This is a genomic window from Streptomyces sp. 840.1 (assembly GCF_003751445.1).
Lineage (GTDB): Bacteria > Actinomycetota > Actinomycetes > Streptomycetales > Streptomycetaceae > Streptomyces.
The window spans coordinates 1,994,040-2,019,822 of record NZ_RJUU01000001.1 but is presented as its reverse complement, the minus strand read 5'-3'; the positions used below and the strand labels follow the sequence as shown (position 1 = coordinate 2,019,822).

Here is a 25,783-nt window from a genome sequence, read left to right as displayed (position 1 = left end):
TCGAGGACACCCGCACCTGGGACGAGTCAGCGCCCCGGCTTGTGACATCGGCTCATCCGGAGCGTGCGGAAACGCGGTGCGCACGTCGATATGTCTCAGGCGTGGCGGCCTGTCCCGTCCCAGGTACGGGCCGGTTCTCCGAGGCTCCGTCGCGGGGAGCCGGGGAGACGGACAGGGCCGAACGAGACCGGGACTGAGAGCGGAGTTCCGTGCGGGCGACCGTGAAGAGGAGCGGAGCCGGTCAGCCGGCGAAGCCCGGGACCACCAGGCCGGACTCGTAGGCGATAACCACCGCATGGGTCCGGTTCTGCGCGCCGAGCTTGGTCAGCACGTTCCCGACGTGGGTCTTGATCGTCTCCAGGCTCACCGTGAGGAACTCTGCGATCTCCGGGTTGGAGAGCCCGGTGGCCATCAGGCGCAGTACCTCCTCCTCCCGGCCGGTCAGGGCGGCTTGCGGCAGGGCCTTGGCGGAGCCCAGCGGGCGGGCGGCGACCATGCGGCCCAGTGCGGCCGGAAAGAGAACCGCTTCGCCGGCCGCCACCACTCGGACCGCCTCGGCGATCCGGCGGACCGGGACTCGTTTGAGGACGAAGCCGCTGGCGCCGGCGCTGAGGGCGGCGGTGACGTAGCCGTCGTTCTCGAAGGTGGTGATCACCACGACCTTCGGCGGGTCGGCCGCTTCGGCCAGCAGTTGGCGTGTGGCGTCGATCCCGTTGCAACGTGGCATGCGCACGTCCATCAGGACCACGTCCGGCCGCAGGCTCAGCGCACGGTCGACCGCCTCAAGGCCGTCGGCGGCCTGGCCGAGCACCGAGATCCCCGGCTGCGCGGCGAGCAGCATGCTCAGACCGCTGCGGGTCACCTCGTCGTCGTCCGCGACCAGGAGGGTGACGGCGGGGCCGGCTCCTGCGGGGAGGGCCATGTCCACGTCGGCGTCGGATCCACTCACGCCGACGCCCGTACCGGCAGCCGGACGGTCAGCCGCCAGTGCCCCGTCCCGTCCGGGCCGGACCCGAACTCACCGTGCAGCAGCCGGACGCGCTCGGCCAGTCCGGGCAGCCCGTGGCCGGACGTCGGGAAGGATCCCGGGTTCGGCCCCGTCCGCGCTCCGGTCCGGTTGACCACCGCGAGGTCCAGTCCGTCCGGTCCGGCCGCCACCCGGACCTCGATGGGGCCGCCCGCCCCGTGGCGCAGCGCGTTCGTCAGCCCCTCCTGGAGGATCCTGTAGGCCGCCCGGGAGAGCGTCCCCTGTACCCGCGCCAGGTCGCCCGACAGCTTCGGTTCCACCACTGCCCCCGTGTGCCGCAGGCGTTCCAGTAGCTCGGGGAGGTCGGTCAGGGTCCGGGTCGGTGCCGTTCCCGACTGTTCCTCGCGCAGCACTCCGAGCGCGTAGTCCAGGTCTTCCAACGCGGCCCTCGTCGAGTCCTCGATGCTGCGCATGGCGGCCCGCGCCGCAGCCGGGTCGGTGGAGAGCACCTCGCCGGCCACCGCCGCCTGGATGGTGGCCGCCGTCAGCGTGTGCCCGATCGAGTCGTGCAACTCGTGGGCGATCCGGTTGCGTTCGGCCAGCAGCAGCTCTCGCTCGGCAGCCAGCGCCAGCCGTTCGGCCGCCGACGGCCCCAGCAACCGTGGCGCCGACCACCGCAGGGTTTTCGTGACCAGTACGCAGACGGCTGCCGCCAGCAGGACGCACGCGGCAGCCGCCACCCAGCTCCACCCGCCCGACACCCGGACCGACGTGCCGAACAGGCTCGCCCGCACCTCGCCGCCGAGCCAGTTCATGGGCAGGGAGAGGCCCATGATGAACAGCACCCCGCTCGCCAGTGCCCCCGTCCACCCGACGGCCGCGTGCAGCACAAGCCAGAGCGGGGTCCGCCAGCGGTCGAGGCCGAGCGGACCGGAGGTCCGGCGACCGGCCGCCGGGTTCGGCAGCGGCACCCGTAGCAGCCGGCGGGCGGACACGACCAGGGCTCGCCGTACGGGACGCGCCAGTCCGACCACGCCGACCAGCGCCGCCCAGACCAGCAGCACCACGACGATCTGCACGCTCTCGGGGGCGGATCGCCACGACAGCGCCGGCAACAGGGCGAAAGGCAGTAGCGGAAGGCTCGCCAACGCGCCGCAATAGGCGAACAGCACACCTGAGTACGTGGAGCCGCGCAGCAGCAGCCGAATTCCCCTGTTCATGATCGTCAGTATCGCCGGGCGGCCCACACGCGGCCTCCCCCGATCGGGGGAGCGACTTCTCCCGCTTTCCCGCGATGTGGTCAGGGGGCCCTGGAAGCAACGATCGTGCCTCGGCGAAACGATCTCCCAGGAGTTGACTCATGCGTGCTCGGACAAGACAGAGCCTTCGTTCCTCGACCGGGCAGGGCGGTCGGCGGCGACGAGCCGTGTCGGCCGCTGCCGCGGTGGTCATCGGCGCCATGACCCTGGGCGCCCTCGCCCCGCCCGCCGCTTCCGCCGATGCTGCCGCCAGGCCGGACGCCGTGCAGCGGGCCCTGAACACCCTGGTGCGCGATGACGGGATGCCCGCCGCGCTGGCCGGCGTGAGGGACCGGAACGGCCGCGCCCGCACCTACACCGCGGGAGTCGGCGACCTGACCACCGGCTCGAAGGTGCCCCGGGACGGCCAGGTGCGGATCGGCAGTAACACCAAGACGTTCACGGCGGTTGTGGTGCTGCAGCTCGTCGGCGAGGGAAAGATCGACCTCGAAGCCTTCGTGGACACCTACCTGCCCGGCCTCGTCCGCGAGGAGGGTATCGACGGGCGCCGCATCACGGTCCGCCAGCTCCTCCAGCACACCAGCGGACTCCCCGATTACGGCGTCCACCTCGACGACGGCGAGATCAGGAACCGGTACTTCGAGCCCCGCGAGCTGCTTGACCTCGCGCTCGGGCAGCAGGCCGACGCGGCTCCGGGGGAGACCTGGGGGTACAGCAACACCAACTACGTCCTGGCCGGCCTGATCGTCCAGAAGGTCACCGGCCGCCCTCTCGCCGAGGAGATGGACCGGCGCATCGTCAAGCGCATCGGGCTGCGCCACACGTACTTCCCCGCCCCCGGCGAGATGACCGTCCGAGAGCCGCACCCTCGGGGCTACCACCGCAGCCCGGCGGACGGACCGCTGCGCGACTTCACGGAGATGGACCCCTCCGCAGGCTGGGCCGCAGGCCAGTTGATCTCCACCAACTCCGACCTCAACCGCTTCTTCACCGCGCTCCTTGCCGGCCGCCTCCTCCCGGCGGCCCAGCTCGCCGAGATGCGCACGACCGTCCCCGCCGGGACCTCCGGCCTCCGCTACGGGCTGGGACTCACGAGCAGGCCACTGTCGTGCGGCGGCGTCTACTGGGGCCACGGCGGTGACATCGCGGGATACGAGACCCGGGGCGGCGTCACGGACGACGGCCGCGCTGCCAACGTCGCGGTCACCAGCATCCCGGCGGACGAGGCGGCCGCACGGCACGTGAACGAGGCCGTGGACAGGGCCCTGTGCGGCTGAACCACGCAACCGGCAACCCGAACGACGATCCGACGATTACTCAGGAGTCATTCATGCGTGGACAGAAGCGGCGAGTATCCAGCTCGGCGGGCCGGCGGCACGGCACGCGGCGACAGGCCCTGCCCGCCGCGGTCGCGGTGACCATCGGTCTCATGACACTGGGCGGCCCGGTCCCGCCCGTCGCCTCGGCCGCCGGGCCGGATGCCGTCCAGCAGAGCCTGAACGCGCTGGTGCGCGACGGTGGGACGCCCGCCGCGCTGGCGAGCGTCAAGGGTCCCGGCGGCCGCGACCGGACCTACACCGCAGGGGTCGGTGACCTGGCCACAGGCGCGCCGGTACCCGTCGACGGGCAGGTGCGGATCGGCAGCAACACCAAGACCTTCGTCTCGGTCGTCGTTCTCCAGCTCGTCGCGGAGCGGAGAGTGGACCTGGACGCCACCGTCGACACCTACCTGCCCGGCCTCGTCCGCGGAGAGGGCATCGACGGACGGCGCATCAGCGTCCGCCGGCTCCTCCAGCACACCAGCGGACTACCCGACTACACCGACGACCTGGGGGACGACGTCCGGTACTACGACCCTCGTGAACTGCTCGCCAAAGCTCTCCGTCACCCGGCCGAGTTCGCCCCCGGGAGGAGCTGGAAGTACAGCAACACCAACTACGTGCTCGCGGGCCTGATCGTCCAGAAGGTCACCGGCCGCCCTCTCGCCGACGAGATCGACCGGCGCATCATCAAGCGCATCGGGCTGCGCCACACCTACTTCCCCGCTCCCGGTGACGCGAGCATCCGAGAGCCCCACCCGCACGGCTACTACCAGGAGTCGGCGCGGACGCCCCTGCGCGACATCACGGAGATGGACCCTTCCTGGGGCTGGGCAGCAGGACAGATGATCTCCACCAACTCCGACCTCAACCGCTTCTTCACCGCACTCCTGGCCGGCCGCCTCCTGCCTGCGGCCCAGCTTGCCCAGATGCGCTCCACCGTCCCGGCCGAAGCGACCTTCGGCCCGGGTGCCCGCTACGGTCTGGGACTCGTCAGCCGGCCGCTGCCGTGCGGCGGCCTGGCCTGGGGGCACGGCGGCAGTTTTCCGGGGTACGAGACCCGTGGCGGCGTCACCGAGGACGGCCGCGCCACCAGCGTCGCGGTCACCACGCAGCTCACCGGCGAGGCGGCCCGGAGGAGTCTCGAACGCGCGGTGGACACCGCCTTGTGCCGCTGAGCCCCCGCGGGGGCCGTTCCGTGCCTGCAGGTCAGAGACGACGTCGGGCCGACGGGCACGTCCGAGCACAGCCGTCGCACCACAACCCCGACGGGGCTGCCTCCGCGGCACGTGCGGCCGGAGAGCGCCCTGGGCCACCGACGCGTTCTCCGGCCGCTCCCGGTCTATGGTCTCGGCCGGCTTCCAGGAGCCGGAAAGAAGTGGAACGCGCCGGTCCGGCGCCGGCCCCGGCCCTCGGTTCAGCCGCGGAGTGTCGTGCCCCCGGGGGCGGGCGGCACCAGCCGGTACGCAGTGCCCTCGCGCTTTACGTGACCGGCGGTCGGCGGCGGGAAGCGGCGCCGGGCAGCGGGGACGAGGTACCGGCCGGCGAGGCGGACGGAGGCGTCGCCGGTCACTTCGCGGTGGCCCGCTCGATCCATGCGCGGTGGGCCGTCAGGTCGGTGTAGATGCCGGGACCGGTGGCACACTCCGGATCGGCGTCACCGTCGCGGCTGGTTGCTCCGATCAGTTCCCACCGCCCGGGGCGGCCCTTGATCTGCGGCCCGCCGGAGTCGAGGATGCACGCCTGCGCGTTCTTGGTGGGGCTGTCGGTGCACAGCTCGTTGTCCGCGCTGTAGTTCTCGCTGCACCGGTCGTCGGCGACGAGCTCGGTGTCCAGTTCCTGCAGGCGAATCGGGGGGTTGGGGCACTCGCTGCCGTCCTCGCAGGTCATTCCCCAGCCGAGGATCCGAGTACCGGTGCCCACCGGCCCGGAAGTCGCTGCCAGCCCGATGGGCTGCGCGTCCACGGGGTGGTCCAGCTTCATGACGGCCACGTCGTTGCGGAACGGCTCGTAGGAGAAGTCCGGGTGTGCGATGACCTTGATGACCTCGGCTTCGGCGCCCTTCGTCCGATCGTGGTCGCCGACCCGCACGGAAAGCTGCTCGGGCTTGACATTCACGGTGCAGTGCCCGGCGGTCACGATCCAGTCCGGTTTGATCAGGGAGGCTCCGCAGTAGTGGTGACCGTCCTTCTGGATGCTCACCATGAACGGGTACGGCGAGGTGGCATCGTGCCCCCCGATGATCGCCGATGCCGACGGTGCCGCCGCCATGGTGAGTGCGATCGCGCCCGCCGCCGCACACAGTGCCGCCTTGCCGCGCTTGGTCATCTGTCCTCCTGCGTCTCGGTGAAGCCCTCTTGGAGATCTCTCGGAGTCCGCCCGGACTTCTGGATCCGGACCTCCACGTCGGACCCGGCCGGGCCCGACACCGTCCAGCCTGTCCCGGCCGGCACGCTCGGCGCGTCACCCTTTCCGCCCGGGTGGACTTGCCCGAAAGTCGTACGGCACACTCGCCGGATCGTGCTGGGGGACGACCGCTCGGTGACGGGGAAGCCGCCATCGCCGAGGTGCCGACGCCCCCACCGGGGGCACGGGCCGACCGGTCGACAGCGGCGGCGCCGCGAGGGCTGATGCCGGGCTGATCCGACCACGGCACGATCATCGGGTGCCGGAAGCACCGGCGATGGCCGATACCGTGTGCAGGCGATGTTGCCCGTACGCGGACGAGGTGGTGGCGTGAGTGACCGTCAAGGTAGTCCTCCTCGACGACGAGAGACTGGTGCGCAAGGGCATCCGGATGATCCTCCACGCCGAGCCGGACATCGAGGTGGTCGCCGAGGCCGATGACGGCTCGGTGGCAGTGGAACTGGTGGCCAGGCACCGCCCGGACGTGGTGCTCACCGATATCCAGATGCCCCGCGTCGGCGGCCTGGAGGTCACCCGGCAGCTCACCGCGCTGCCCGATCCGCCGGCCGTCGCGGTGCTCACCACCTTCGACGTCGACGAATACGTCTACACCGCACTCCAGCACGGCGCGGCGGGCTTCCTGCTCAAAGACACCTCGCCGCGTGAACTCGCCGACGCGGTACGGGTTCTCGCGCGCGGCGAGGCGATGCTCTCACCGCGCATCACCACCAAGCTGCTGTCCGTCTTCGCCACGGGGGCGGGCGCCCCGCAGACGCGATCGCGGATGGCGGAGCTGACCGCTCGCGAGCGCGAGGTCGCCCTGGCAGTCGCCCAGGGCCACAGCAACTCCCGGATCGCCACCGACCTGTCCGTGAGCCAGTCCACGGTCAAGGTCCACCTCAGCCGGATCATGACCAAGCTCGACGCAGCCAACCGCACCCAGGTGGCGCTCATCACCCACGACGCCGGACTGATCTGAACGTCTGACCCGTCCGCGACGTCACCGAACGGATGGCTCGGACGGCGGCGGTGGCAGCGATGAGCGCTACGGGCGTACGGGGCCGGCTCGATCACCGAGTGCTGCGGCTCGCGGGACACGGCGTGCGGCAGCCGGAGAGGCGCCTGCTCGGCGGAACGCCACGATCACGGGCAGAGTCACGCTCCGGTTGTGGACACTCCGGTTGTGGACGCTCCGGTTGTGGACGCTCCGGGCGCGGAGGTGGGCAGAGCGGCATCGATCCGGAAGCCGCCGTCACCGGTGGGTCCGGACCCCATGGTGCCTCCGGCCAAGCGGACCCGCTCCATCAGACCGATCAGCCCGTGTCCGCCGCTGGGCAGCAGAGGGCCACCGTCGGCAGCCGGTTCGGCGGGCCTTTCGGGCGGGCCGTTGACGATCCGAACCCGTACGGTCCTCGGGCTGAAGGCGAGGCGAATCTGCGTCGTGGCGCCCGGTGCATGCTTGTGCACGTTGGTCAGAGCCTCCTGCACAACCCGGTGTGCGGCACGCTCGACCGGCTCTGCCAGAGGCTGCGGCGCGCCCTCGACGAGCACGGTGACGGGCAGCCCGGCGGTCCGTGAGCCGTCGGCCAGCTCGGCGATCCTGTCGACGGCCGTGCCGGGGACGGGCCGCCGCTCGGCCGACGCGGCAGGATCGTGTGGGGTGGCCGCTGATCCACCCTCCGCAGCGTCGCTTCCAGCGGATGCCGGCGGTTCCCCCGCCCCGGTGTCCGGGCCGTTCCTCAGCAGCCCCAGCATCTCGCGGAGTTCGGTGAGCGCGCGCCGGCCGGCCGTCTGAATGATCTGCGCGGTCTCGCCCGTGACCTCCGGGTCGTGGGCGACAGCGCCGAGCGCGTTGGCGTGTACGACGATCAGGCTCACCTGGTGGGAAACCACGTCGTGCATCTCTCCGGCGATGCGCCGGCGCTCCTGTTCCCGCGCGGCCTCGGCGACGAGCCGCTGTTCCCGCTCGGCGCGCTCCGCCCGTTCGACGAGACCGGCGACGACGGCACGCCGCTGGCCCACGTAGAGCCCCAGCAGCAGCGGTACCAGGCAGGAGAAGACAAAGTTCACCGCGAACCAGGTCACCACAGTCCGGGAATTGGACCATGCTGCCGCATTCCAGGGTGCGAGGGCCACCAGTCCGATACCGGCCGAAGTCCAGACGGCCCGGCGGCTGTGCGGGCCGCGATAGGCGCCCTCCGCGTAGTAGGCGAGCGGCGCCGCGAAAGCCGAGACCTGGAGGATTTTGGCGGCCAGCCCCATGGCGAGGACCAGTTCGGGCGCCCGGCGCCGTGCGAGCAGCGGCAGCGCGCTCACCGCGGCGATCAGCAGATTCGCCCAGGGAGCGGCCGGCCCCATGGAGGGGTTCTGGACGCTGATCCACACCGCGAGCAGCATCGCGACGGCCGTCAGCACCAGATCCACGGCGCGCGCGGGCAGGCGGGGCGAGCGCGGCACGGGCCGCGCCGCGAGGCTCTGCTCCGCGCCCCCGTCGCCGGAGGGCAGGAGCGCCCAGCGGCGCAGCGTGGTCCCGAGCTGGCGAGTGCGACTGACGGTTATCACCCGGCGAGGATAGGGGGTACCGGATCATGGCAGGCGACCCGAACCGCAACCCTGTAACCACGTCGGCCCGGACAGGGACGCTGTCCGGGCCGACGTCAGCCGTGCCGGGCAACTGCGGGTACGGGTGGGCCATTGCGGAGGATGCGAGGACTGCGACGGCCCGGCCGCCCAGAAGTTCGCCCTCGCCCGGTGAGAGCAATGGCGGAGGATACGAGATTCGAACTCGTGAGGGGTTGCCCCCAACACGCTTTCCAAATGTTCGTCTGGGGGTTCGGGGGAGGCTGCGCCTGTCCTGACCTGCGGTGGAGTGCGCGAACCAGCCCTGTCTGAACAGTCTCGGACGGAGGTGAATGAGACCAGGACTGAGACCGCAGAAGCGGACCACTGTGCGGATGCCGACCCGCATCGAGCGACGGCCGACCCGGCTGGTCACGCTTTGCGACGCGTTCCAGCGGCGGTCCGGATGGCCTGCCTTATGCCCAGGTCGACTCCCTGCTCGTCAGCAAGCCCTGCGAAGTGGCCTGCTGAATCCGGATGGTCTCGGAACGCGGATGCCACGATGCTTGCGGCGTCTCCGTCGAGCGAGCGCAACCAAGGTCGGATCGCGCCCTGAGGGTCCCACTGATTCCAGGACTCATCCCACTTGCACATCGTACGAACGGCCTCATCTAGCAGGTCCCATTCGCTCCGCTCGGCTGCGTGTGCAGATACAGCGTGAAGCCAGGAGACAGCACGCGCTGCCTCACCGAACTGCACCAGCCGCGTGCCATCTCCACCCACATGTTCAGCGAATGCGTGCATTAGTGCGTTGGCTTGCTGGGGGGCGCGGGACAGGGGCGGCGCCGCGAGCGCGGGAGGGAGCTGGGTCAGGACGTTCAGATACAGGTCGTAGTCGTCGGGATAGTCCGAGATGAGCACGAGGAATGCGCCGATGGAGGCGGAGTCGCCTGTACTGGCGGAGGCCAACAGCGCTGCCGCCTGTTCGACGGGTGGGCTCTGAGGCACGCTGAATTCCCGTGCGATCAGAGTGAGTAGTTGTTCGATGCTCTGGGGCCTCTGTGCGGGGTCAGGCTGCGTGGTAGCCCTGACGATGCTGCGCCATGGGCCGGCGGGTGGGAGCAGGACCACGTTCGCCTGGGGCGTCTTGCCGGTGAGCGCCCAAGCGATCACGCGCCCAAGGCTATAGATGTCACTTGCATGAGTGGTGGTGTCATGAGGGTCCACGGACAGTTCAGGTGCAGCGAATCCCTCGGTACCGATGTAGTGGCCTGTCCGACCAGGCATAGTTGTCTGCCCCCGAGGTCTGCGCCCGATTCCCCAGTCGGCGAGGACCCAGCGCTCCTGGAGAAGGAGGATATTGGAGGGCTTTATGTCGCGGTGCACCCAGTCCCGTTTGTGTGCCTCAGCTAGCACGGATGTCATGGAATGCACTAGGTCGCGGAGCTGATCAGGGTCTCGGAGCTGCTCGTGACGGTCTTCTGCCGTCGCATCAGCCACGGGCATTACAAACCAGGCGCCGTCCGGCTCGGCGTCGAGAACTGGCATAGCGTGCGGATGGGTGCTCAGTAGGCGAGATATCTCAATCTCGCGCTGCATTCGAGCAACAGCAAGGTCTCGCTTGGATCGGCGACGCTTGAAGGCTACCTCCGTCTTTGAATGCTTGTGAACGGCGCGAAATACTTGAGCCTGGCCCCCCTCTCCCATCGGCAGGCGATCGAGCGCGTATGCGTTCCGATCTCCGGACGCAGTTAGGAGAATTTCCTTGTAGCGGCTGAGGCCCTCCGGGAAGCGCGTTGACGGTGTGGAAGGTGTGTGTGTCCCGGTAGTGCTCGTGGTCGAGCCTGCCGCGGACAGCGCCGCAGAGTACGACAGTACTCGCGTGCTCAGACCGTCGACGAAGCCCTTAACTGACATGTCTGGACGGGGCTCTTCAAACGAAGGGTCTTCGCCTTTGCTCGCAGACACGTAGGCGACGCCATCGTAAAGACCGTCGCTATGAAACTGGGCGAATGTTTCACCCAGTCGCTCCTTGTAGGAGATTCCCTGGGGTATCCGTAGGGGGGCATTTGCGCCTTTTCCCTCTTCGAGAAGGAAGAAGATGCCAAGGTATGGGCGAAATCTCTCGATGCTCTGGCCGTCGTGCTGCCTGACTGCGAAAGCGTTTGAGGTCAGCTCTTGGATGCGATTGTTGAAGTTATTTCCGTAGCCGGGGCCGCCGAGCGTTTTAATGGTGATGGCAGCTAGGGGGATATCATCCCTGAATATGGCTACGTCCCATGCCGAACGGCCGAGACCGTAAGAGCCTGGGAATTCGGCAGCCCGACCGACCCGAATCCATGATTGGTCGATTCCGTGCTCAGTAAGGGCACCGATCAAAGCTGTCACCAGGTCATCGAACCTGCCGCCTGTTCTGATCGCTGAGATCCCATTGGCAGAGGCGTCCCCGCGAATGGCTCCTTGCATGCGCCTCTCGCGCGCAGCCCAATAGAATCGCGCTGCTTCCTTCACTAGCTCGGCCATGGCACCCCGTTCAGCGTTGGTCGCGACCATCAGCCAGGCTACAGAACGGGTCTGACACCAGGTTGAGCCCTGTGACTGCGTCGGTTGCCCGCGTCGGAAGCACCGCGGACGGCCGAGGCCGTAGCAGCCCTGGGTTCAGGTAGGTGCCAAATATGACAGCGGACACCCACCTTCACCGAGCAGGAGATCGAGAGGAGTTGCCTTGCCAGTGGGTCGGGTTGATTTGTCAGCAGCGCACGGCCCGTCCGCGACCGGGGGCACCGACCTCACCTCAGAGGTCGGTGCCCCCTGGTGGCGAGCGCGAATTACGCTTCTTGTAAGCAGTTGCTCACGGACGCGATGGTGATCACGAAGGTACGCAGCGCGGGATCGGCGCCGGCATCAAGCCTTGCCTTCGATCTCCCCCAATTCCGATAGCTCCTCGCGCCCCCGCTTGATAACGGCCAGCGTGGCTTGCGTATCCGTGTCCGGAGGGAGCGGGGTGTCGGCTATCAGGTCTCGGAGGGAGTAGGAGGCAGCGAGCCAGCTCTGCAGGGCGTGCCAGTGTTCCGCTTGGTCCCAGCTGAGACTCGGATCCCAGGGGTCGTAGTCGTACGGAGTGTGGTCCATGCCGAACAGGCCCGCGCGGCGCACCAGGCAGGGGTAGCAATGACCGCAGTTGGCGAGGCCGGAGCCATGCGGGCGGTGCTTGGGAGGGGTGCCGCAGCTCAGGGTGGCGGCGAGGTCGGCGGGGGTGAGGCCGGCATCGAGCGCGGACTGGCAGACCTGGCGCTTGGTGAGGTGGGCGAGCGGGTTTTGGAGGTGTACGACAGTTCCGTCTGCCACGGCAGCGATCAGCCGGTTCAGCAGATGCAGCGTCCAGGGGTGGACGGATCGCGTGGAGCAGGCGGCGGCACGGGCGGGGGTCAGGGGCGGATTGATGGAGAGCTGGCCGTTCTCGGGGATGTGCGCGAAGGGGACGCCCTCGGCGGCTGCCGCGCGGACGGCGGCGGTCGCGTAGAGAAAGCCACGAGAGCGGGTGGTGCGCTCCGGGGCCGGGTCTCCCTCTTCCCTGTCCTGGATGCGTACGTTCTGGCTCAGGGGGATGCGGCGGACCGGGCGGGCGCGGCGCCTGTAGATGCCGTCATATACGGAGTCCTGAAGGTGCCCGAAGTTCTGTTCACCGAAGGAGATGAGCAGCAGCTCTTCGGATGTACGGAAAGAGGCGCGCTGAGCCGCCCAGCTCAGGGAGTCCAGACCTCCGGAAAACAAGGCGACCTCTCCGGCCCTGGAGTCCGGGTCGAAGGTGAAGGGCACGTTGGTGGCCAAGTCGGCTTCACGGAATTCCACATCCCACCGGTCGGCGGTCATGGTTCGCAGCAGGGAAGTGAGAAGCGGTCGGACGGACTGCCAGCGTTCGTATGCGGCGACGGGTATGGAGAGCCGCATGTGGCGAGTCCAGCGGTCGAAGGAGGCATCACGGCGGGAATGTTTGTCTGCTGCGAAGACCGCACGGCCGACTCGGTGCAGGTCGTCCGCCCAGGAAGGAGCAGAGCCCAGGAAGGACTGCCATTGCGGGGCGCGGGACTTTGCCTCCCAGTAGTTGTGGTCGCTCAGGGGCTGCCATCCGGCGGGTGACTTTGCCCCGCCGGGCTCGATCCAGAAGTAGGGGCGATGGGTGGCCGTCATACGGATGCCTCCTGGGCGCCTTCCTGGTGTTCCCGTACGTCCTCGACGACCAGACCCAGCACTTTGCCCACCGTGCCGGGGACCAGGCTCCGGGCGATGTCGGGTAGGGAGCCGCCAGGGTCTGCGATCACTGTCTCCGCGGACTCGGCCTCCTCCTCGCAAAGATTCGGTACCAGCGAGACGACCTTGTCGGCGGCCCAGTCGGCCACGTGATCACCAGGGTCGAGAACGTGCAGGACAGGCACGACGAGCTTGACTTTCTCGGCAATGACCGAACGTAGGAACTCGGTCACGATGTCCGCAAAGAACCACTGGTACAGCAGGCACAGCAGATCCCCGGTGAGACGTCCGCCCGCTGCTTCCCCTCCGCTGGTTTCTGCGTTCTGTCGCTCCAAAAGCCGCTCGGCCGTGTCCGTCGCGGCCCGACGTATCGCTGCGTCGGTGATCGTGCTGCCGCTCCCGCCTACTTCGTCGGTGAATCGGGCCAGGAAGTCGTCCGCAGAAGCCCTTGGGCCGTCGTGAGCCATCGTGGCCATGGCGTCGGCAAGGCGGTAGCCGGCCTCGGTCGCGGCGTCGACGAGGCCGAAGGCGGAATGGTCTTCGCGCATGGTTCGGTGCAGTACATCCAGATAGTCATCGAGGATCTTGTCGAGAAGCCGTTCGGCCTGCGGTCCTTCGCTGTTCCATCTGGACAGCCGACTGCTTATGGCGCTCCACTCGGCTGCCGTACCTGACCGGCCCCCCGGACCCAGCCAGCGTGTGGATGTGCCCATGCCAACGACCCCCTCGGCTTGATGGTGTCCCCTTGCTATGGGAGCAGGAACACAAGGGCGCAGATAGAACGCAACTCGGCCATACTCGTTGCCAGTTCAGGGGGCTCATCCCGGCCGACTACCTTGGGCTACGGAGCTCAGATTTCCTCGGCCGCGTCGCCGCGGCTTCGGGAGCCCATCCGTACAGGGCGTTGCGCGGCGCATTACCGTGCCGAGCATGATTCGCGCTGTGGTGTTCGATGCCAGTGACTGATCTTGGTCCTTGCTGGGCATCGAACGAGCCATGGACGAAACGATGCTGGAGTGGGCGACGCAGGTAGCTGAGAAGGAGCTCTGTGACGTGCTTCCTCGACGCTGGGCCCATTCGCAGGGTGTGGCGGCGCGTGCCGCAGTGCTCAGTCCGGCCCTGGCAGGGAACGCTGAGCTGCTCATTGCTGGGGCGGTGTTGCACGACGTGGGCTACGCACCTCGGCTGGCCGAGACGGGTTTCCATCCGCTCGACGGGGCCCGGTTCCTCCGGGACGAGCACGGTGCTGATGAGCGCTTGGTCCGGTTGGTGGCGAACCATTCGTTTGCGCTGTTGGAAGCCGAGGAGCGCGGGCTGATGGAGGTACTGGTACGCGAGTTCCCCTTGCTGCATGAGGGGCTACTTGTGGACGCGCTCGTGTACTGCGACATGACAACGACGCCCGATGGCGAGAGAACCACTGCAGCTGAGCGGGTGGCGGAGATCGTGAGCCGCTACGGGGTGGACAGCCTCGTGGGGCGGTTCATTCGCAGGGCGGAGCCGGACATCCGTGCAGCCGTCGGCCGGGTGGAAGCGGCATTGGTTGCTCAGCCCAGGTAGGGGTACGTGCCGGCGAGGTAGTCGCCGATCTGTTGGCGCATGCTGGGGTGGATGTCGTACTGGTCCAGGTCGGTCGGCTGGACGTAGCGGACGCCGTCGGCCTCGTCGTTGATCGTGGGCTCGCCGCCCACGGGCCGGCCGATGTAGGTGTTCTCGTACTGCTGGCGGATCTCGCCGTCGGTGTAGGCCACGATGTGCTTCGGGTTCGTGTAGACCCCCAGAAAGCCCGTGACCTCGGCGATGATTCCGGTCTCTTCCAGGCATTCACGCACGGCGCACTGGGCCGCCGTCTCGCCGATGTCCTGTGCGCCGCCCGGCAGGGCCCATTGGCCGGTGTCCCGGCGGCGCTGGAGGAGTATGGCGCCGTTGTCGTCGACGACGAGCAGGTTGTTGGCGGGGATGAGCGTGTTCGCCTTGGGGGCCTTGGGGTCGTTGTAGTACTCAGTCCTGCCCATGTGGCGAGGGCCCCTCCTGGTCTGGTGTCCAGGGCCGTGCGGTGGCCCAGACAGCTTCGAAACTCTGAGCGTAGTTGTCGAACCAGCCCGTCGTGTCTGCTCTGCGGAGATGGAGAAGGGGGTTGGCGCTGGCCGGCTGGCCCCAGACGTGCGGGTTGATCAGAAGATCATCGTCGTACCGGAACATGGAGGTGTAGAGCGTGGTGTCGTGCAGCCTCACCTCACAGCCGGTCTCGGACAACAAGGGCCGGTAGTAGGTCAGGGAGGCGCGGATCTTGGCGGCGAGTGTGTCGCCGATTCCCTCTTCGTGGCCCCGGATTGCTGCGGCCCGTCCCTCCGAGTCGCCGAAGCAGAGCCGCACTTGCACCCCGGTTGATGCGCGTTCGGCGAGCATCTTGGCGACGTGCGGGTTGGACTGGGCGAAGAAGGTGCCGGAGAAGACGAGGACGCTGATCTGCTCCTGGGCGCCGTTGAGCAGCGACAGCCACGTGTCGCGCGGGACGCTCGCCCGGTTCTGGTAGGTCCCGACCAGCTCCTGCCCTGAATCGGTGAGCTGCTGCGACGTGCTCGGCGCCGGCGCGGGCCAGAGGAACAGTTCCTCGACCCGTAAGTGCTTGGCGACGCGGAAGCGGTGGCGAGGATGGGGAACGCGTCCGCCGAGCCACCGGCCAACGGTCTTGGGGTCCACCTCGCAGACTTCGGCGAGTGATTCGGGTGGGATGCCGCGCTGGGCGAGCACGGAGTGCAATCGCTCGTTCACAGGCGCCATACAAGCCGAGACGGTCAGGAGCGGCAAGGACGTTTCGGGACGTTCCACAGAAGGAAGAGGCCGTGACCGCTGTATTTACGCTGGATGCATGGAGCTCATCGTCCTGTGGGACATCGACCACACCCTCATCGAGAATTCAGGGGTCAGCAAGGAGATCTACGCCGCCGCCTTCACGGCCCTGGCGCAAAGGGCGCCCGCGGGGCCGGCGCGGACGGAAGGGCGTACGGACCGGCTGATCATGCGCGACATGTTCGAGCGGAACGGCCTGGTCGAGCCGGACTGGGCAGCGGTCGAGGAGGCGCTTGCCGGTGCAGGTGAGGCGCGTCTCCACGCCCTCAGCCAGCGGGGGACGGCCCTGCCCGGCGTGCGGGAGGTCCTGAAGGAGGTTTCTGTGCGCAACAGTTGGGTGTCGTCGGTGCTCACCGGCAATATCGCGGACAACGCCCGCGTGAAGGTCGCGGCCTTCGGCCTTGATCCCCTCCTCGACCTGCCGGTCGGCGCCTACGGGGCCGATGCACTTCAGCGCCCCGACCTGGTCGCTGTCGCCCGGGAGCGGGCCCAGCGGCTGCGGGGCGCCCCGGATGGCGTGCCCGTCGTGCTGGTCGGAGACACCCCGAGGGACGTGGAGGCCGCGCTCTCCACGGGCTCCGAGATCATCGCGGTCGCCTCCGGCGTCCACAGCACCGAAGAGCTGGCAGAAGCCGGTGCCCGTACGGTTCTGCCCGATCTGACGGACACCGGCCGTGTGCTCGGGATCCTGGAGGCGCTCTCCGCACGCTGAAAACGTCCCAGGACGTCCTCGGAGCGTCCCTATACGCGGTGACGGGGTCCGTGCGTGTCCCGCCAATATCAGGTCTCCCACCAGGCAAGCGCCTCGAAGGAGACCCTCGTGATCAGCGAAGTCACCGGGATCCGCAGGATCCGGATGCTGTACCTGCAGCTGCTCTATCGCTGCAACTTCGAATGCCTGCACTGCTTCCACGGCAAACGGCTCCAGCACGCCGACGCCTTCACCACGGACGAGGCGGTCAACCTCCTCACGCTGATGCGTGACGAGTACGGCACCGAGGCCGTCACCCTGCTGGGCGGCGAGCCGTTCGTCTACCGGGACCTCGCCCAGGTCGTCCGGTACGCCAAGCGGGACCTGGGCATGCAGGTCGAGGTCTGTACCAACGGCTACCGGATCGAGCGCCGGCTCGCCGAGATCGCCCCCGACCTGGACCTGCTCCGGGTGTCGCTGGAGGGCATCGGTACGACCAACGACAAGATCCGGAAGTTCGGAAGCTACCGAAGTGCTCTGAGCGCACTCGAAATCGCCCAGCAGCTCGGCGTCCGCGCCGGCGCGACCATGACGGTCACCTCACGCAACATCGACGAGGTCGTGCCGCTCGCCCGCACACTACAGCACTACGGGGTGGAGCAGCTGAAACTCCACTGCCTCCGCCCGGTCGGCAACGCAGCCGATCACCCCGAGCTCCTCGTCAACGACGCCACGTCCTACACCCGTCTCCGGGAGGGCCTGGCCTCGGCCGAGCTGGACATCGAGGTGATCCTCGACGAGGACCTGTCCGAGCTCGGTGCGCCGGACGCCTGCCTCCCCGCCGGGGGCCCTGTGGAGATCGAGCGGATCGAAGCCGACCCGCGCGGCGCGCTCACCATGTCCTGCAAGGCTGTCGGCAAGGACTCGCACGCCTTCTGGTACGACAAGCTCACCGACCACATCGACCACCGGCCGTCCGCCACCGACGAACTCACCCTCGCGGTGCCGGACGTGGTGTACGGACGTGTCTGACCCGGCGTCGTTCGAGAGCGTCGAAGGGCTCCGCGGCACCGGTAAATCGACGCTCGCTCCCATGCTCGCGGCCGCCCGTGGCGCGGTGCTGGTCCCGACCGTGCCGCCTACCTACCAGGCACTGCGGCAGGAGGTCGACCGGCTGGCCAATGTAGAGGCCCGCATGTGCTTCTACCTCTCGGCTCTGTTCACCGCGGCCGATCAGATCCAGCGGCACCTGTTTGCCGGCATCCCCGTCGTGGTCGAAAGCTACTTCGCGCGGTGCCTGGCCAACCACCGCGCTTTCGGAACCAACCTCTCCGTGTCCCTGCCACCGGGCATCCCGCGTCCCGTCACCTACTACCTCGTCTGCGCGGAGGACGAGCGTCAGCGCCGACTCGCCAGGCGCGACAAGCCTGTCTCGCGTTGGGACGCCTTCGCCGAGATCACCGCAGACAAGATCACCGACGCCTACGCCTCGTTCCCGATGCACCGAGTGAAAACCACCGGTCTCACCCCTGACGAGGTACTCCGAGCCGTCCTGAGCACCCACCCGCTAGGAGAGCAAGCCAGTGGAGACACCAAGCATGTGGCGGCACACCCTCACCTTCTTTCCGCAGTTCCTCGCAGCGCTGAAGGAGCGCACGGAGCCTGACTCCACCGTGACGGTCGTCGGCGCGAGCGACGGCAGACTCGTCGTACCGCTGGCCGCGGCCGGCTACCGCGTCATCGCCATCGAGCGCGACCCGCTCGCCCTCCACGGCGGCGAGGTCCAACTCCCGGGTGGCAGAACCGGTCACGCGACGGGCATGATCGAGCGGCTGAAGCAGGAAGGGCTTCACGACCGTGTCCAGGTCGTGGAGGAGGACTTCCTCGCCTCCGAACCCGTCACCGCCCCCTGTGATGCCGTCTGGACGAGCTGCTCGTGGCATTACAGTGCCAACCACCACCGGCCGTTGGGCGAGTTCGTCGACCGCATGCAGCGCCTGGTCCGGCCCGGCGGTCTGTTCGGCGCGGAGTTCATGATGCCCCTCACGCAACGCCACCACGTGCTGGAGCACTACACATCCCCCGAGAAACTGCGGCGTTACTTCATCGGGGACTGGGACGTCCTGCTCACACTGCGGACCAACGAGTTCACCGAGCAGGCGCACGTCGGACAGCTGCAGGACCACAACCACCGCATGGGCCTTCTCCTCGCAGCCCGCGCGTCCACCCCCTCCTAGAGCTACGGGAAGAAGGACATATGAAGCACGAGTACGAGGCCAAGTTCCTCGCCGTCGACGTCGACGGCCTCCAGGCCAAACTGACGGCGCTCGGAGCCGTCCAGGCATTTCCGCGCACCCTCCTCACCCGGAAGATCTTCGAGAACGACGCCCTCGAAGGCGGCGCCTGGGTCCGCCTGAGGGACGAGGCCACCCGCTCCACTCTCACGCTGAAGCAGGTCACCGACTCCACGACGATCGACGGCACCACCGAGATCGAGACCGAGGTGTCCGACCTGCACGCCATGGCCGAGATCCTCCGCAACGTCGGCCTGCGCGAAGTCCGCTACCAGGAGAACTACCGCGAGGAGTGGCGCCTGGGCGAAGTCGCCTTCGACTTCGACACCTGGCCGGACCTCCCCACCTTCGTCGAGATCGAAGGACCCGACGAGGCATCGGTCCGCCAGGCAGCCGTCCTGCTCGACCTCGACTACACCGAGGCACGATTCGGCAGTGTCGACGAGATCTACAAGAGCGAGGCCGGCAGGGACATCCTGGCCGAGCCCACGCTCCTCTTCGCCGACGCCGGCAAGCGGGCTTCGGTCAGGGAAGCTGTCCCGAGCGAGTGATCTTGGGGACCGAGCTGTGTCCATGGAACTGGCGTCAATGCTCGGGTCATACCCGGAATCACCGAGTTCGCGCGCGGCGATTCTGCCCGCTGCTGCAGACACCGATGATGCGCCGGTACGGCCGCCGCACGGCTATGTTCTGCGGCGTGTGCCGTGGGGCCCTGAACGGGCTGTAGCTGTCGGCAGCCCGTTGGTGAGGACTGCGCCGCCAACGTCGAAGGCCCCCGCAGCAAGCTGCGGGGGCCTTCGACGTATTGCCCGGTGAGAGCAATGGCGGAGGATACGAGATTCGAACTCGTGAGGGGTTGCCCCCAACACGCTTTCCAAGCGTGCGCCCTAGGCCACTAGGCGAATCCTCCGGGGCAAACAATACAAGACGTTGAGGAGTGCTCGCGAACCCGTTCCCCTTCGAGCTGCCGGCGGCGGTTCCGGTCGGGTCGTGAGGGGTGGGGAGGTGGACTTGCGGGGGCGGGGATCGGCTAAGGTGGGCGTCAGCCCCTCACGTGGCGCTATCTGACTGAACTCCCCCAGGGCCGGAAGGCAGCAAGGGTAGGTTGGCTCTGGCGGGTGCGTGGGGGGTCCTTACGTTTCCGGGGTCTTCCGGTACGTGCGGCGCCCGGGTTCTCGCGGTGGCTGGGCCCTCGGAGCCGGTGGTGCGCCCGGCCCGGGACCGGTTGTCGGTCCGCCCCTATAGCCTCGTATGTGTGTCGTCCCTTGCGCTGTACCGCCGCTACCGCCCCGAGTCGTTCGCCGAGGTCATCGGTCAGGAGCATGTCACTGACCCCTTGCAGCAGGCCCTGCGGAACAACCGGGTCAATCACGCGTACCTGTTCAGCGGTCCGCGCGGCTGCGGCAAGACGACCAGTGCGCGCATCCTCGCCCGCTGTCTGAACTGTGAGCAGGGGCCCACGCCCACACCCTGCGGGGAGTGCCAGTCCTGCCAGGACCTCGCGCGCAACGGGCCGGGATCGATCGATGTGATCGAGATCGACGCCGCTTCGCACGGTGGTGTGGACGATGCCCGTGATCTGCGGGAGAAGGCGTTCTTCGGGCCCGCGTCGAGTCGTTACAAGATCTACATCATCGACGAGGCGCACATGGTCACGTCGGCGGGGTTCAACGCCCTGCTGAAGGTGGTCGAGGAGCCGCCGGAGCACCTCAAGTTCATCTTCGCGACCACGGAGCCCGAGAAGGTCATCGGGACCATCCGGTCGCGTACGCACCACTATCCGTTCCGGCTCGTGCCGCCGGGGACGCTGCGCGACTACCTCGTGGAGGTGTGCGCCAAGGAGGAGAGCTTCGTCGAGGACGGGGTGTTCCCGCTGGTGGTGCGCGCCGGTGCCGGCTCCGTGCGGGACTCGATGTCGGTCATGGACCAACTGCTGGCCGGTGCCGCCGATGACGGTGTGACGTATGCCATGGCGACGTCGCTGCTCGGTTACACGGACGGTTCGCTGCTCGACTCCGTCGTGGACGCCTTCGCCTCGGGTGACGGGGCCGCGGCCTTCGAGGTCGTGGACCGGGTGGTCGAGGGCGGCAACGACCCCCGGCGCTTCGTCGCCGACCTGCTGGAGCGGCTGCGTGACCTGGTGATCCTGGCCGCGGTGCCGGATGCCGGGGAGAAGGGGCTCATCGACGCCCCCGCCGATGTCGTCGAGCGGATGCAGGCGCAGGCGTCCGTCTTCGGGGCCGCCGAGCTGAGCCGCGCCGCCGACCTGGTCAACGAGGGGCTCACCGAGATGCGCGGGGCGACCTCGCCCCGGCTCCAGGTCGAGCTGATCTGTGCCCGGGTCCTGCTGCCCGCGGCCTTCGACGACGAGCGCTCACTGCAGGCGCGGCTGGACCGGCTGGAGCGCGGCGCGTCCTTCGCCACCACCGGACCGGGGCCCGCCATGGGGTACGCCCCCGGGCCCGAGGCCCTGGCCCACGCCCCCGTCGCCCCGCAGCCCGCACAGGCCCCGCAGCCCCCCGCCCCCACCCAGCCGGACGCCGGGCCGGGGCCCGCCGCCGCGCGTGCCGCCGCTCGCGGGGACGCCCCGCCGCCGGCCCCGCCGTCCGCCCCGGCCCAGCCCTCCGCCCCGGTGCACGCGGCCCCGCCTGCCGAGCCCGTCCAGCCGCCGCCCGCCGCGGCAGCCGGTCAGCGGCCCGGTGCCTGGCCCGCCGCGGCCGCGCCCGAGCAGGGCCGCCGCCCCGGAGGCTGGCCGACCGCCTCCACCCCCGGCCAGGCACCGGCCCCACAGGCCGCCGCTCCGGCACCGGCCGCACCGGCCGCGTCCGCGCCCGCTCCCGGGCCCGCCGCCCCCGAACCGGCCCCGGGCGTGACGCAGGGCGCCGGACAGGTGCGCACCATGTGGCCCGACATCCTGGAGGCCGTCAAGAACCGCCGCAGGTTCACCTGGATCCTGCTCAGCCAGAACGCCCAGGTGACCGGCTTCGACGGCGCCACCCTCCAGATCGGCTTCCTCAATTCGGGAGCCCGCGACAACTTCACGAGCAGCGGCAGCGAGGACGTGCTGAAGCAGGCGCTGGCCGAGCGGTTCAACGCCCAGTGGAAGATCGAGGCGATCGTCGACCCGTCGGGTGGCGCCGGGCAGCCCCCGCAGCCCCTCGGCGGCCGTCCTGCGGCCCCGCCCGCACCGCAGAGGCCGGCGCCTGCCGCGCCGCAGCAGCAGTACGAGCCCCGGCCGGCCCAGGAGCGGCAGCAGCAGGGCGGCGGCGACCCCGCCGGGGAGCCCGCGCCCCCGCAGTACAACGCTCCCGCACCGCCCCGTTCGGTGGCGCCCGAGGACGACACCCCCGAGGCGGACGACCCGGACATGGTCGACTCCGCCCTCTCCGGCCACGAGCTGATCGTCCGCGAGCTGGGTGCCACGGTCGTTGAGGAGTTCAACAACGAGTAGGCAGGGCGCCCCGGTGTCCACGGACGCCCGTCAAGGGCGCACTGCCCCGGCGGCTAGGCTCCACCCCGTGAAGGTTCTCGTCATCGGCGGCGGCGCCCGCGAACACGCCCTGTGCCGCTCTCTTTCCCTCGACCCCGACGTCACCGCCCTGTACTGCGCCCCCGGCAACGCCGGCATCGCGGAGGTGGCCGAACTGCACCCGGTCGACGCCCTCGACGGCGCTGCCGTCGCGCGCCTCGCCACCGAGCTGGGTGCCGAGCTGGTGGTCGTCGGCCCGGAGGCACCGCTTGTCGCCGGGGTCGCGGACGCCGTGCGCGCCGCGGGCATCCCCTGCTTCGGCCCGTCCGGCGAGGCGGCCCGGCTGGAGGGCTCCAAGGCGTTCGCCAAGGACGTGATGGCCGGGGCGGGCGTCCCGACCGCCCGGAGCTACGTCTGCGCCACGGCCGCCGAGATCGAGACGGCCCTCGACGCGTTCGGTGCGCCGTACGTCGTCAAGGACGACGGTCTCGCCGCCGGCAAGGGTGTCGTCGTCACCGATGACGTCGACGCCGCCCGCGCCCACGCGCTGGCCTGCGACCGCGTGGTCATCGAGGAGTTCCTCGACGGCCCCGAGGTGAGCCTCTTCGCGATCACCGACGGCACCACCGTGCTGCCCCTGCAGCCCGCCCAGGACTTCAAGCGCGCTCTCGACAACGACGAGGGCCCGAACACCGGTGGCATGGGCGCGTACTCCCCGCTGCCGTGGGCCGACCCCAAGCTGGTCGACGAGGTCATGCAGACCGTCCTCCAGCCCACCGTCGACGAGCTCCGCCGCCGCGGTACGCCCTTCTCCGGGCTGCTGTACGCGGGTCTCGCGATCACCTCGCGCGGTGTACGGGTCATCGAGTTCAACGCGCGCTTCGGCGACCCGGAGACCCAGGTGGTCCTGGCCCGTCTGAAGACCCCGCTGGCCGGTGTCCTGCTGGGTTCCGCCAACGGCACCCTGGACGAGCTGCCGCCGCTGAAGTGGCGCGACGACGCCGCGGTCACCGTGGTCATCGCCTCGCACAACTACCCGGATACCCCGCGAACGGGTGACCCGATCGAGGGCCTCGACGAGGTCGCGGCACAGGATGCCCCGCATGCGTACGTCCTGCACGCCGGGACCCGGCAGGACGGCGACGCGGTCGTCAGCGCGGGCGGCCGGGTGCTCTCCGTGACCGCGACCGCCAAGGACCTCGCGGGCGCCCGCGAACGCGCCTACGCGGCGGCGGCCCGGATCCGGCTCGACGGCTCCCAGCTCCGTACGGACATCGCGAAGAAGGCCGCCGAGGCCTGATCCGCCCACCGGGAGGGGAGCCGCCGCAGCGGGGGCGACGGCCCGCACCCTGCTGTTCCGGCCGAGGTCCGAGCTCTGCCGACGCGCCGTTGCCCCATGGGCGGCGGCGCGTCAGCAGCTTTACCCAAAGCCATTCCATCGAGTGACGGCTGAGCCATCCGGATGACGCCCGCCGAAGCCCCAACTAGGGTGCGGCGCAAGCTTTCCGGCACTTGGCCCACCGGCATTGCGATGTCAGTGACGGGTGCCACAGTGGGGGAGTGAGCAACACCGTCGCGAGGGCAGAGGGGGTGACATCCAGCCGTGTCCGTTACCGGTACAGGTGAGGAGTTGGGTGCGCAGGCTGCGCGCGCCCGCGCGCTGGCCCTGCTGCGCATCCGCAGCAGGGCAACGGCAGTGGCGTTGCTGCCCGCGGCCGTCGCCGTCGTGCTGTTCGCCGCAGGTGCGCGCGGATTCGTCGACGGTGGTGGCTGGGCGGCGGTGAGCTGGGCCGTGACGGCCTGCGCCGTCCTCGCCCTGCTGATCGCGGCCGCCGTCGCCGTCGCGGTCGTACGGGCCAGGCCGGCGGTCAGCCCGACCGTCCCGCTCAGCGAGAAGGCGGCCCCCGATCTCTACCGGCTGGTCCGTGATCTCGCCGAGCGCCTCGGCGTGCCCGCGCCCTCGGCCATAGCGCTGACGCCCGACTGCGACAGCTGGCTGGAGGACCGCACCCACCCGGCCGCCGACCGTGCGGCCAGGGAAGCCGCCCGCCGCGATCCGGGCGGGCCGGGGGCCGGTCCGGGACGCCGCAGAGTGCAGGCCGCGCCCGTGCTGGTGATCGGCTCGCCGTTCCTCTGGTGGATGCGGGTCGCGGAGCTGCGCGCCGTGCTCGCCCCGGTCGTCGCGGGCACCGGTCCCGCCGCCCACCCCGACATAGCCGCCGCCCGGCGCTTCGTCCGGGGACTCGACGGGGTCGTCGCCGACGCGGCAGTCCCCGCCCAGGGGCCGGTGCGCAAGGTACTGCGGCTGCCGCACGCCTTCATCGGCCGGATCGCCCGGCTGCTGCTGCGCAGCTGTCACACCCACGCCGCCGAGATGGAGCGCGGCGTGGCCGCAGCCGCGTCCACCCGCGCCCAGTCGGTGGACTACGGGCTGCGGATCGTCGCCCAGGAGCAGGTGGGGCTCGCGTACGCGGGCTGGGACCGGCTGCTCACCCGGGTCGCGCTGCCCGCCTGGCGGATGGGGCGCTGGCCGTCCCGGCTGGACGCCGGAGTCGTCTCCGCCCTCACCGAGCTGTCCCGCCGCGACCGGCTGGCCGACGGTTTCACCTCCCGGCTGGGAGAGCGGCCCGCCTGTGACCTCCTGGAGGAGCCGGGAGCGGCCGACGAGGCGGCCTCCCTGCTGGCCGCACGGCTGTTCCACGGCGGTCCGGCGGAGCCGGGGCCCGGCTGGGCTCCGGTGGACTGGCAGCAGTACCCGGAAGAAGTCGTCGACCGGAAGTGGCGCACCGAGGCGGCCCGTCTGCACCGTGTCCTGGACGACATGGGCGTACCGCCCGCGGCCTCCGCCGGCACATCCGATGCCGCGGGTGCCGCGGTGCCCACCCTGGCCCGCGTCGTCGAGCATCTGTCCGCGGCAAACGACAGCGGCGAGGAGCTCGCGGCGGGGATCAGTGCCGCGGTGGCCCGCGACGAGAGCCGGGACCAGGAACAGGCGCGGAGCCGCGCCGACGACGGGGCGCACGCAGAGGGCCAGAACGCCCAGCCGCCATCCGGCGGGGCCACCACTTCCGGCGGGGCCAACGGTTCCGGCAACGCCCAGGGCTCCGGCAACACCGGCGGTGCCCCCGGCTCCCACAGCTCCCACGGTTCCGGCGGCTCAGGCGGGGACGTGCTGGATTTCTGGGGGCCCGACCCCCTCCCGCTGTTCCCGCTCCAGCCGCCCCGTACGGGCACCGAGCTGCTCGCGGACCACGTCGCGGCGATGGTCTGCTGCGCCGCCGTCGACACGGCGGGCGCGGCCCCCGGCCTCGACTGGCTCGACGGGCCCACGCTGCTGGTCGACGGAGAGCGCCGGTCCGATCTCGGCACTCCGGTGCTCAGCCTCGTCGAGGACGGCGACGCGGGCCCGCTGCGTTCCTGGCTCGCCTCGGTCGGCGTGCGCACCGACAAACCCGTGCGCCTCGTCTGAAACAGGTCCGAACCCGGGTGTGGCCGAAAGGGCCCGGGGGATCCATGGCCCTCGAGCGGTTCTCCGGCCCGATTCCGGGAGCTTCGCGTGCACAACTCGGCTGATATCGGGGCGTATCGCTGGTCTACGGCGTTCAATACCCGGAAGATCAGGTTCCGTTAACGTTAATTCGCGACGAACGGTGACGGAGTGGATGCGTTATGTGATGTGCTGGGGACCGGCGCTGACAGTCGGCGCATCACATGT

General features: G+C 69.6%; 21 protein-coding genes, 1 tRNA gene and 1 other RNA gene. 13 read left to right on the top strand and 10 right to left on the bottom strand.

What is annotated here, in order from left to right; all coding sequences use genetic code 11:
- Positions 1-241 precede the first annotated feature (241 nt).
- Both EDD93_RS09410 and EDD93_RS09405 read right to left on the bottom strand, forming a co-directional pair.
- Positions 242-922 (bottom strand): response regulator transcription factor, encoded by a 681-nt coding sequence (locus EDD93_RS09410; protein ID WP_123527671.1) that lies wholly within the window; start codon positions 920-922, stop codon positions 242-244.
- A gap of 23 nt (positions 923-945) precedes the next feature.
- A complete protein-coding gene (locus EDD93_RS09405) occupies positions 946-2,187 on the bottom strand; it encodes a sensor histidine kinase (RefSeq protein ID WP_123527672.1) in 1,242 nt (413 codons plus the stop codon).
- A gap of 206 nt (positions 2,188-2,393) precedes the next feature.
- On the opposite strand from EDD93_RS09405, the gene EDD93_RS09400 reads away from it, so the two are divergent.
- Complete coding sequence (locus EDD93_RS09400; protein ID WP_123524717.1) at positions 2,394-3,503, top strand: serine hydrolase; 1,110 nt, start codon at positions 2,394-2,396, stop codon at positions 3,501-3,503.
- A gap of 53 nt (positions 3,504-3,556) precedes the next feature.
- Positions 3,557-4,723, top strand: coding sequence for a serine hydrolase (locus EDD93_RS09395; RefSeq protein WP_123524716.1), 1,167 nt, complete (start codon positions 3,557-3,559; stop codon positions 4,721-4,723).
- A gap of 391 nt (positions 4,724-5,114) precedes the next feature.
- On the opposite strand, the gene EDD93_RS09390 is transcribed toward EDD93_RS09395, so the two are convergent.
- Positions 5,115-5,873, bottom strand: a complete 759-nt coding sequence (locus EDD93_RS09390; protein ID WP_123524715.1) for a trypsin-like serine protease — start codon at positions 5,871-5,873, stop codon at positions 5,115-5,117.
- A 412-nt stretch (positions 5,874-6,285) separates the two neighbouring features.
- On the opposite strand from EDD93_RS09390, the gene EDD93_RS09385 reads away from it, so the two are divergent.
- Complete coding sequence (locus EDD93_RS09385) at positions 6,286-6,930, top strand: response regulator transcription factor (protein WP_123524714.1); 645 nt, start codon at positions 6,286-6,288, stop codon at positions 6,928-6,930.
- Between the two features lie 176 nt (positions 6,931-7,106).
- Here EDD93_RS09385 and EDD93_RS09380 read toward each other — a convergent pair whose 3' ends face one another.
- From EDD93_RS09380 to EDD93_RS09365, 4 genes are all read right to left on the bottom strand, one after another.
- Positions 7,107-8,513, bottom strand: coding sequence for a sensor histidine kinase (locus tag EDD93_RS09380; protein ID WP_123524713.1), 1,407 nt, complete (start codon positions 8,511-8,513; stop codon positions 7,107-7,109).
- A 429-nt stretch (positions 8,514-8,942) separates the two neighbouring features.
- Positions 8,943-10,976, bottom strand: coding sequence for a protein kinase domain-containing protein (locus EDD93_RS09375; RefSeq protein WP_260255901.1), 2,034 nt, complete (start codon positions 10,974-10,976; stop codon positions 8,943-8,945).
- Positions 10,977-11,414: 438 nt separating this feature from the next.
- Positions 11,415-12,701 carry a 7-cyano-7-deazaguanine synthase gene (locus EDD93_RS09370; protein ID WP_123524711.1) on the bottom strand — a complete coding sequence of 429 codons (1,287 nt, stop codon included), beginning with the start codon at positions 12,699-12,701 and terminating at the stop codon, positions 11,415-11,417.
- Positions 12,698-13,474, bottom strand: coding sequence for a hypothetical protein (locus tag EDD93_RS09365; RefSeq protein WP_148083846.1), 777 nt, complete (start codon positions 13,472-13,474; stop codon positions 12,698-12,700). The genes EDD93_RS09370 and EDD93_RS09365 overlap by 4 nt, the downstream gene beginning before the upstream one ends.
- A 283-nt stretch (positions 13,475-13,757) precedes the next feature.
- On the opposite strand from EDD93_RS09365, the gene EDD93_RS09360 reads away from it, so the two are divergent.
- Positions 13,758-14,321: an HD domain-containing protein gene (locus EDD93_RS09360; RefSeq protein WP_123524709.1), complete on the top strand. Its 564-nt coding sequence runs from the start codon at positions 13,758-13,760 to the stop codon at positions 14,319-14,321.
- Here EDD93_RS09360 and EDD93_RS09355 read toward each other — a convergent pair.
- Both EDD93_RS09355 and EDD93_RS09350 read right to left on the bottom strand, forming a co-directional pair.
- On the bottom strand, positions 14,309-14,776 hold the full coding sequence (locus EDD93_RS09355; RefSeq protein WP_123524708.1) for an NUDIX hydrolase: 468 nt from the start codon (positions 14,774-14,776) through the stop codon (positions 14,309-14,311). The genes EDD93_RS09360 and EDD93_RS09355 overlap by 13 nt on opposite strands.
- Positions 14,763-15,536, bottom strand: coding sequence for an XRE family transcriptional regulator (locus EDD93_RS09350; RefSeq protein ID WP_123524707.1), 774 nt, complete (start codon positions 15,534-15,536; stop codon positions 14,763-14,765). Before EDD93_RS09350 ends, EDD93_RS09355 begins: the two co-directional genes overlap by 14 nt.
- Positions 15,537-15,633: 97 nt before the next feature.
- Here EDD93_RS09350 and EDD93_RS09345 point away from each other — a divergent pair, with 97 nt between their 5' ends.
- From EDD93_RS09345 to EDD93_RS09325, 5 genes are all read left to right on the top strand, one after another.
- Positions 15,634-16,326, top strand: coding sequence for an HAD family hydrolase (locus EDD93_RS09345; protein WP_123524706.1), 693 nt, complete (start codon positions 15,634-15,636; stop codon positions 16,324-16,326).
- 108 nt (positions 16,327-16,434) lie between these two features.
- Positions 16,435-17,337, top strand: coding sequence for a radical SAM protein (locus tag EDD93_RS09340; protein ID WP_123524705.1), 903 nt, complete (start codon positions 16,435-16,437; stop codon positions 17,335-17,337).
- Entirely contained in the window at positions 17,330-17,971 is a 642-nt protein-coding gene (locus tag EDD93_RS09335; protein ID WP_260255676.1) for a hypothetical protein, read from the top strand. Before EDD93_RS09340 ends, EDD93_RS09335 begins: the two co-directional genes overlap by 8 nt.
- On the top strand, positions 17,889-18,542 hold the full coding sequence (locus EDD93_RS09330) for a bifunctional 2-polyprenyl-6-hydroxyphenol methylase/3-demethylubiquinol 3-O-methyltransferase UbiG (RefSeq protein ID WP_123524704.1): 654 nt from the start codon (positions 17,889-17,891) through the stop codon (positions 18,540-18,542). Before EDD93_RS09335 ends, EDD93_RS09330 begins: the two co-directional genes overlap by 83 nt.
- Positions 18,543-18,562: 20 nt before the next feature.
- Positions 18,563-19,150 carry a class IV adenylate cyclase gene (locus EDD93_RS09325; RefSeq protein WP_123524703.1) on the top strand — a complete coding sequence of 196 codons (588 nt, stop codon included), beginning with the start codon at positions 18,563-18,565 and terminating at the stop codon, positions 19,148-19,150.
- Between the two features lie 271 nt (positions 19,151-19,421).
- Here EDD93_RS09325 and EDD93_RS09320 read toward each other — a convergent pair.
- Positions 19,422-19,509: transfer RNA gene (locus tag EDD93_RS09320), tRNA-Ser, on the bottom strand.
- Between the two features lie 131 nt (positions 19,510-19,640).
- Here EDD93_RS09320 and ffs point away from each other — a divergent pair.
- From ffs to EDD93_RS09300, 4 genes are all read left to right on the top strand, one after another.
- An RNA gene (ffs, locus tag EDD93_RS09315) (signal recognition particle sRNA small type) lies at positions 19,641-19,737 on the top strand.
- A 117-nt stretch (positions 19,738-19,854) separates the two neighbouring features.
- Positions 19,855-22,050, top strand: a complete 2,196-nt coding sequence (locus tag EDD93_RS09310; RefSeq protein WP_123524702.1) for a DNA polymerase III subunit gamma and tau — start codon at positions 19,855-19,857, stop codon at positions 22,048-22,050.
- Between the two features lie 67 nt (positions 22,051-22,117).
- Complete coding sequence (gene purD, locus EDD93_RS09305; protein WP_123524701.1) at positions 22,118-23,368, top strand: phosphoribosylamine--glycine ligase; 1,251 nt, start codon at positions 22,118-22,120, stop codon at positions 23,366-23,368.
- A 303-nt stretch (positions 23,369-23,671) separates the two neighbouring features.
- Complete coding sequence (locus tag EDD93_RS09300; RefSeq protein ID WP_123524700.1) at positions 23,672-25,537, top strand: hypothetical protein; 1,866 nt, start codon at positions 23,672-23,674, stop codon at positions 25,535-25,537.
- The last annotated feature ends 246 nt before the right edge of the window (positions 25,538-25,783 follow it).

What these genes read in the sequence shown, in the direction of transcription:
- EDD93_RS09410 (WP_123527671.1), bottom strand. Translation starts at nt 922, where the DNA reads ATGGCCCTCCCCGCAGGAGCCGGCCCCGCCGTCACCCTCCTGGTCGCG.
- EDD93_RS09405 (WP_123527672.1), bottom strand. Translation starts at nt 2,187, where the DNA reads ATGAACAGGGGAATTCGGCTGCTGCTGCGCGGCTCCACGTACTCAGGT.
- EDD93_RS09395 (WP_123524716.1), top strand. Translation starts at nt 3,557, where the DNA reads ATGCGTGGACAGAAGCGGCGAGTATCCAGCTCGGCGGGCCGGCGGCAC.
- EDD93_RS09390 (WP_123524715.1), bottom strand. Translation starts at nt 5,873, where the DNA reads ATGACCAAGCGCGGCAAGGCGGCACTGTGTGCGGCGGCGGGCGCGATC.
- EDD93_RS09375 (WP_260255901.1), bottom strand. Translation starts at nt 10,976, where the DNA reads ATGCAAGGAGCCATTCGCGGGGACGCCTCTGCCAATGGGATCTCAGCG.
- EDD93_RS09370 (WP_123524711.1), bottom strand. Translation starts at nt 12,701, where the DNA reads ATGACGGCCACCCATCGCCCCTACTTCTGGATCGAGCCCGGCGGGGCA.
- EDD93_RS09365 (WP_148083846.1), bottom strand. Translation starts at nt 13,474, where the DNA reads ATGGGCACATCCACACGCTGGCTGGGTCCGGGGGGCCGGTCAGGTACG.
- EDD93_RS09360 (WP_123524709.1), top strand. Translation starts at nt 13,758, where the DNA reads ATGGACGAAACGATGCTGGAGTGGGCGACGCAGGTAGCTGAGAAGGAG.
- EDD93_RS09355 (WP_123524708.1), bottom strand. Translation starts at nt 14,776, where the DNA reads ATGGGCAGGACTGAGTACTACAACGACCCCAAGGCCCCCAAGGCGAAC.
- EDD93_RS09345 (WP_123524706.1), top strand. Translation starts at nt 15,634, where the DNA reads ATGGAGCTCATCGTCCTGTGGGACATCGACCACACCCTCATCGAGAAT.
- EDD93_RS09325 (WP_123524703.1), top strand. Translation starts at nt 18,563, where the DNA reads ATGAAGCACGAGTACGAGGCCAAGTTCCTCGCCGTCGACGTCGACGGC.